Below are 7222 nucleotides of genomic sequence, written 5' to 3' on the forward strand. Positions count from 1 at the left end.
CTGCCGGAAGGAGTCCAGGTCGCCTTCGGAGTTGACTTTCCCCTGGTCCATGTCAAACTCAGAGCCTCCGGGGATACCGCTGGAGCGCGCCTGAAGCAGGCCGAACAACTGGCCCGGCAGTCTTTGGGGGATTTCGTCATAACCACCGGCAGCGACTCGCTGGCCGCAACCGTGGCCCGCCTGCTCACCGAAAGCGGACAGACCCTGGCGCTGGCCGAATCCTGCACGGGCGGACTGATCGCCAAACTGCTCACCGATGTGCCGGGGGCCTCGGCTTTTCTCGAGCGGGGCGCGGTCACCTACGCCAACAGCGCCAAACGCGACTGGCTCCAGGTCGCCGAGCCGCTACTCGAAGAACACGGCGCCGTCAGCGCCGAGTGTGCCCTCGCCATGGCCCGGGGAATCCGCCGGGCGGCCGGCACCGGGCTGGGTCTGGCGGTGACCGGCATCGCCGGACCGGATGGCGGCACCCCGGCCAAACCGGTTGGGACCGTATTCATCGCCCTGGCCGCGGAGTCGACGGAACGCGTGAAAGGATACCGCTTCCCCGGGGATCGCGACAGCGTCCGCCAGCTGACCGCCTGCATGGGCCTCGACTGGCTCCGACGGCATCTGGCCGCCACGCCGCGATAAGCAAAACGAACCCGGGCGAAACGCTGGAGAAGTTAAACCCAGGGCTGATTTAAACGCAGCGGCGCTGGGTAAAAGCACAAGCAAAGCAGCCTCCTTACGACACTACGGCTTTGTCTTGATATCTTCGGGAAATAACCTCGAAGATGTAACGCCACAGAGTAAAACCGCATGCCGATACCGAATGCCGGCACCCCTTCCCGCGCCTGGGCCGGAGTCTCTGTCGACAGCCTTTTTCTGACGAGGCCGACGATGCTGAACAAGGCTTGGATCACTTCCAGAAACGTGCTCATGACAGTAGCTGGCCTGGCGATTCTCCTGCTGGCCCTGCCGCCATTGACCCAACTCCTTCCGAACACCGGCAAATCGGGATTTTTCCTGGTTTTTCTGACCGGACTGGTCCTGCTTTCGCCCGGCATTTTTCTCGCTCGCCGCAACGGCCTGCTGTGCTGGGAACAGCTTCAGCAGCAGAACGAGATCGCCCGCCTGCAAGAGGCCGCACAGCAGGCCGAACGCCGCTTCCGACAATTGCTGGACCATGCCGGCGACGCCATCTTCTTCATCCACCCCGAGACCGGCGCCCTGCTCGAGGTTAACCGGGTCGCCGAACAGCTGCTTGGCTACCCGGCCGACGACATCCGGCGACTCCCCCTTTCCAACCTGTTTCCCGGTCAGCAGCGCCGCAGATACCTGCGGCTGGTGAAAACGGTCCTGCGCGACGGTTACGGCGAAGAGCCCGACCTGCTGATCCGCCGCGGCGACGGGCAGACTTTCCACGGGGCGGTGCATGCCCGCCTCGGCGACCTGGGCGACACCCGGGTCGTGCACGGGGTCCTGCGGGACGTGACCGAAATGAAGAGAATCGAAAAAGAGCTCAGGCACAAAAACCGCGACCTGGCCCTGGTCAACGACATCGCCCATCAGGCGGCAGCCAGCCGCGATCTCAACAAAATGCTCGGAACGATCCTGCGCGAGGTGGTCGGCAACTTCAATGCGGCCGGCGGCGGGGTCTACCTGCTGCGGCACCAGGGGACCGATCTGCACCTGCTGGTGCACCAGGGGATCGAAGCTGAGATGTTGGCCGACCTGCAGCGGCTCCCCGTGGGCAAGGGGCTGGTCGGCCGGGTCGCCGCCGACGGCAAGCCGCGCTCGTCAACGAATCTGCCGGAAGACGCTCGCGTCTGGTCTCCGGCGGCCCGCAACATCGGCTGGCGGGGATTCCTGGCCATCCCGCTGGAATCCGACCGGCGCACGGTGGGGGTCCTGTTTTTTTTCACCCGCACGCCCCGGCTCTTTTCCCGAGACGAGGTCAACCTGCTGCTCTCCATCGGCAAGCAGGTGGGCACCGCCGTTGACAGCGTCGAGCTGTTCGATGCCCTGCAGTGGCAGTACCGCCTCACCGAGGCCAGCAACCGCGAACTGGAACAATCGCGGCAGCAGCTGCACTCAAGCCTCGCCCGGATGGAACAGGCCAACCGGATTCTCGAGCAGACGGAACGGATGAAAAATAATTTTTTAACCCTGGCCTCCCATGAACTGCGCACCCCGCTCACCTACGTCCTCTCCGGCACCGAACTGCTCGGCACCGCCTTGCAGGGACGCCTGAACAATGAAGAAAGCCGGACACTGCAGGCGATTCACCAAGGGGGGCGGCGACTGCATGAAATCGTGCAGGATCTCCTCGACATCGCCCGGATTGAATCAAACACCTGCCCGCTGGACCGCAACAAGGTTCACCTGTCGTCCCTGATCGCCGAAATCGGCCAGGAATTTCATCCCATATTCAGCCAGCGGGCGCTGACCTTCCGGGTCGCCGAGCTCCAGACCAGCGAACTCTACGGAGACGGTCGACAGCTCAGGAAAACGCTGCAGCGCCTGTTGGAGAATGCGGTCAAGTTCACCCCGGAGGGGGGCCAGATCGAGATTGCCGCCTGCATCCGCAAGGGTGACGACATCCGGCGTGAGGAAATCCGCCTGAAACCTTTTTCGACCCTGTTTTTCAGCCAACCGCCGCCGGCGCGACTGCTGCAGATCAGCGTCAGCGACAGCGGCGTCGGCATTGATCCCACGGAACAGGTCCGGATTTTCGACAAGTTTTATGAAATAGGCCCTCCGGACCATCATTTCACCTCGAAAACCCGCTTTGGCGGAAAGGGGGTCGGACTCGGCCTTTCGCTGGTCAAGGGGGTCATCGAAGCCCACGGCGGCATGACCTGGGTCGAGAGCCCCGGAACCGTTCAAACCGGAAAGGGGAGCGCCTTTCACCTGCTGCTGCCGCTGCCCGAACTCCCCGGGGAGGAAGACGATGACCAGCGTGCGGGCCTTTCTGGCCATCCCTCTGACCACTGAGGTCATCGATGAGGCTGGCCGCCTTCAGCAGACCCTGTCCCGCAGGCTGCCCGATATCCGCTGGGTCAAGCCAGCCAGCATGCACCTTACCCTCAAGTTTTTCGCGGCGATTCCCGAAGAAACTCTTGAAAAAATAGGCCAAATCATGCTATCGGTAGGTGGTTTGTTGCCGCCTTTTCCCATCAGCATCTCGGGATTGGGAACCTTTCCGGCCCCATCCCGGGCACGGGTTTTCTGGCTCGGGGTTCAGGGGGGGTCGTCTCTGAACAGGATCCATGGGATTTTTGACGAAAAGCTAGAGCAAATCGGCATTCCGCGCGAAGGCCGTCCCTTCACCCCGCACCTGACCCTGGGACGCCGACGACAGGGAATCTCCATCCCCCTGGCCGTTCTGCAACAGTACCAAACGATCGAGTGCGGCCGATTTCAGGCCGACCGGGTGATTCTCTACCAGAGTCGCCTCAAGCCGGCCGGAGCCGTCCACATCCCAATACGCACCGTGTTTCTCACTGGACCAGTCCCTGAGCGCGGTCAGCTTGGCAATTGAACACCACAACCTTTTCGGGAGGATTTACATGGCGGAGAGCAACCGCGACCGGGCCATCGACCTGGCCATCAGCCAGATAGAAAAACAGTTCGGCAAGGGGAGCATCATGCGGCTAGGCAAAGACGCCGCCCTGCCTGGAGTCAAAGCCATTTCCACCGGCGCCCTCAGCCTTGACATCGCCCTGGGCGTTGGCGGAGTCCCCCGGGGACGAATCATCGAAATTTTCGGGCCGGAGTCATCGGGCAAAACCACCCTGGCGTTGCATATCGCCGCCGAAGCCCAGAAAGTCGGCGGCATGGCCGCTTTCGTCGACGCCGAGCACGCCCTTGACATCGGCTACGCCCGTAAGCTTGGGGTCAACACCGACGATCTGCTGGTTTCCCAACCCGATACCGGCGAGCAGGCCCTTGAGATCACCGAAACCCTGGTCCGCAGCGGCGCCATCGACGTCCTGGTGGTCGACTCGGTGGCCGCCCTGGTCCCCCGCGCCGAAATCGAAGGCGAAATGGGCGATTCGCACATGGGCCTGCAGGCCCGCCTGATGTCGCAAGCGCTACGCAAGTTGACCGCCACCATCAGCAAATCAAACTGCTGCGTGATTTTCATCAACCAGATCCGCATGAAAATCGGCGTCATGTTCGGCAACCCGGAAACGACCACCGGCGGCAACGCCCTCAAATTCTACGCCTCGGTGCGCATGGACATCCGCCGCATCGCCTCGCTCAAGAGCGGACAGGACGTCATCGGCAACCGCACCCGGGTCAAGGTGGTCAAGAACAAGGTCGCCCCGCCCTTCAAGGAAGCCGAGTTCGACATCATGTACAACCAGGGCGTTTCCCGGGAAGGCGACATCGTCGACCTCGGCGCCGACAGCAACATCATCGACAAGAGCGGCGCCTGGTTTTCCTACGGCAGCGAACGGATCGGCCAGGGTCGGGAGAACGCCAAGCAGTTTCTCCGCGATCATCCCGACATGGCTCGGGAAATCGAGCAGAAAATCCTCTCCCATTACGGTCTGACAACGGCCGAGGCGGCCACCGAAGGAGCATAGGGTATGGAACTGAATGAAATTCTCGGCGTTGCCTTAAAGGCCCGCGCCTCGGATATCCATCTCAAGGCGGGCCTGCCGCCGACCTACCGCATCGACGGCAGCCTGCGCCCGCACCCCAAGGCCGCCCGCTTGGCGCCCGAAGAGCTTCGGAAGATGGCCTTCTCCATCATGAACGACCGCCAGCGCCAGAAATTCGAAGACGTGCACGAGGTCGACCTGGCCTACGGCGTTCCCGGGCTCGGACGCTTCCGCGTCAACGTCTTTTCCCAGCGCGGCTCGATCTCCATGGTACTGCGCTTCATCCCCTTTGAAATCAAATCACTGGACGAGCTGACCCTGCCGGCGGTCCTGAAAAAAATCGCCGCCGAACAGCGCGGCCTGGTTCTGGTCACCGGTGCCACCGGTTCGGGCAAATCGACCACCCTGGCCGCGATCATCGACTACATCAATAACAACAGCACCGCCCACATCGTCACCATCGAAGACCCCATCGAGTACCTGCACAAGGACAAGAGCTGCATCATCAACCAACGCGAAGTCGGCTTCGACACCGAGGGATTCGACATCGCCCTGAAAAGTGCCCTGCGCCAGGACCCCGACGTCATTCTGGTCGGCGAGATGCGCGACTACGAGACCATCGAGACCGCCCTGACCGCGGCCGAGACCGGCCACCTGGTGCTGTCGACCCTGCACACCATCGACGCCACCGAGACCATCAACCGCATCATCTCGGTCTTCCCCCCGTTCCAGCAGCGCCAAGTCCGGCTGCAACTGGCCGGGGTCATCAAGGGGATCATCTCCCAGCGGCTGGTTCCCCGCGCCGACGGCAAGGGCCGGGTGCCGGCCATTGAGGTCATGGTCTCGACCGCCCGCACCCGCGAGATGATCGACGACAAGGAAAAGACCAAGATGCTGCGGGAGGCCATCCAGCAGGGCTTCGTCTCCTACGGCATGCAGACCTTCGACCAGTCGCTTATGGGACTGCTTAAAAAGGGACTCATCACTTTCGACGAGGCGCTGCGCCAGTGTTCCAACCCCGACGACTTCAAGCTCAAGTTCTCGGGTATTTCCTCGACCTCGGATTTAAGCTGGGACGATTTCGGCAAAGACGAAGAGTCCGCCAAGAGCGAAGAAGAAGACATCAAGATTGACCGCCGATAGCCCCCTGGCGGCCGCCTTGAGGCTGCTCACCCTGCGCGATCGCAGCGAACAGGACCTGGCCGGGCGACTGCGCCGCAAAGGGCATGATGAAGCGGCCATTGCCGCGACCCTGCAGCGGTGCCGGGAGTTCGGCTACCTAGATGACAGCCGGTTCGCCCGGCAGCGGGCGAAGGGCCTGCTGGCCAGCGGCCGCGCCGTCGGCAGCCGACTGCTGACCGAACTCAAGCAGCAGGGGATCGACGAACAAACGGCGCGTGAAGCCGCCGCCGAGGCCAGCGCCGAGATCGATCCGGACCAGCTGCTGACCGAGCTGCTGCAAAAGCGTTTTGCCGACTTCCGTTACGCCGAGGCCGATGAGCGGCAGCGCCGGCGGGTCATTCAATATTTCATGCGCCGCGGGTTCTCACTGTCCCGGGTTCTGGCAATTTTAAAAGAAGAGAGGTAACCAGTCACACCATGATTTCCGGCAAAGAACTCCGTTCCCGCTTCCTGAACTACTTCGCCCAGCGCGGCCACACCCTGGTCGCCTCCTCGCCGCTGGTCCCCCACAACGACCCGACCCTGCTCTTCACCAACGCCGGGATGAACCAGTTCAAGGACTGCTTCCTGGGCAACGAAAAACGCGAGTACGTGCGGGCCGCGTCGTCGCAGAAATGCGTCCGCGCCGGCGGCAAGCACAACGACCTGGAAAACGTCGGCCGCACCGCCCGCCACCACACCTTTTTCGAGATGCTCGGCAACTTCTCCTTCGGCGATTATTTCAAGAAAGAGGCGATCGCCTTCGCTTGGGAATTTCTCACCGTCGATCTCAAGCTCGACAAGAACCACCTCTACGTCACCGTCTATACCGACGACGACGAAGCGGCCGACATCTGGCATGAGCAGGAAGGGGTTCCCCGCGAGCGAATTTACCGGTTCGGAGAAAAGGACAATTTCTGGTCGATGGGCGACACCGGCCCCTGCGGCCCCTGCACCGAGATCTTCTGGGACAACGGCCCCGGAGTCGGCTGCGGCAAGCCTGACTGCGCGGTCGGCTGCGACTGCGACCGCTACATGGAGATCTGGAACAACGTCTTCATGCAGTTCAACCGCAGCGCCGACGGCACCCTGGCCCCGCTGCCGAAGCCGGCGGTCGACACCGGCATGGGCCTGGAGCGAATCTGCACGGTCATGCAGGGGGTCAAGTCCAACTACGACACCGACCTGCTGCGCAGCATCATCGGCTACATCGAACAGCTCTCGGGCAAGCGCTACGGAGACAACAACGAGCACGACGTGTCGATGCGGGTCATCGCCGACCACAGCCGGGCGACTGCCTTCCTCATCGCCGACGGCGTCCTCCCCGCCAATGAAGGGCGCGGCTACGTGCTGCGCCGGATCATGCGCCGGGCCATGCGCCATGCCAAGATGCTCGGCTGCGAGGAGCCGCTCCTGTTCCAAAGCGCCGTCTTCGTGCTCGAGTCGATGGCCGACGCCTACCCGGA

The 7222-nt window shown here is 62.7% G+C and carries 7 protein-coding genes; all 7 read left to right on the plus strand.

Going from position 1 to position 7222, the window contains the following annotated elements:
* Positions 1 to 633 (plus strand): nicotinamide-nucleotide amidohydrolase family protein (locus ABYV89_RS12765; RefSeq protein WP_432823336.1); only part of this gene is annotated, 633 nt, incomplete at its 5' end.
* A gap of 249 nt (positions 634 to 882) precedes the next feature.
* Complete coding sequence (locus ABYV89_RS12770; protein ID WP_432823337.1) at positions 883 to 2979, plus strand: ATP-binding protein; 2097 nt, start codon at positions 883 to 885, stop codon at positions 2977 to 2979.
* Positions 2936 to 3526 (plus strand): RNA 2',3'-cyclic phosphodiesterase, encoded by a 591-nt coding sequence (gene thpR / locus ABYV89_RS12775; RefSeq protein ID WP_432823338.1) that lies wholly within the window; start codon positions 2936 to 2938, stop codon positions 3524 to 3526. Before ABYV89_RS12770 ends, thpR begins: the two co-directional genes overlap by 44 nt.
* Before the next feature lie 28 nt (positions 3527 to 3554).
* A complete protein-coding gene (gene recA / locus ABYV89_RS12780) occupies positions 3555 to 4577 on the plus strand; it encodes a recombinase RecA (RefSeq protein ID WP_432823339.1) in 1023 nt (340 codons plus the stop codon).
* Between the two features lie 3 nt (positions 4578 to 4580).
* The gene (locus tag ABYV89_RS12785; RefSeq protein WP_432823340.1) at positions 4581 to 5738 is read left to right on the plus strand and encodes a type IV pilus twitching motility protein PilT; all 1158 of its coding nucleotides are present in this window, start codon (positions 4581 to 4583) and stop codon (positions 5736 to 5738) included.
* Complete coding sequence (locus ABYV89_RS12790; protein WP_432823341.1) at positions 5725 to 6183, plus strand: regulatory protein RecX; 459 nt, start codon at positions 5725 to 5727, stop codon at positions 6181 to 6183. The genes ABYV89_RS12785 and ABYV89_RS12790 overlap by 14 nt, the downstream gene beginning before the upstream one ends.
* A 14-nt stretch (positions 6184 to 6197) precedes the next feature.
* Positions 6198 to 7222, plus strand: a 1025-nt coding sequence (alaS, locus tag ABYV89_RS12795; protein ID WP_432823342.1) for an alanine--tRNA ligase, incomplete at its 3' end; no start/stop codon positions are given.

This window comes from Trichloromonas sp. (assembly GCF_041583255.1).
GTDB lineage: Bacteria > Desulfobacterota > Desulfuromonadia > Desulfuromonadales > Trichloromonadaceae > Trichloromonas.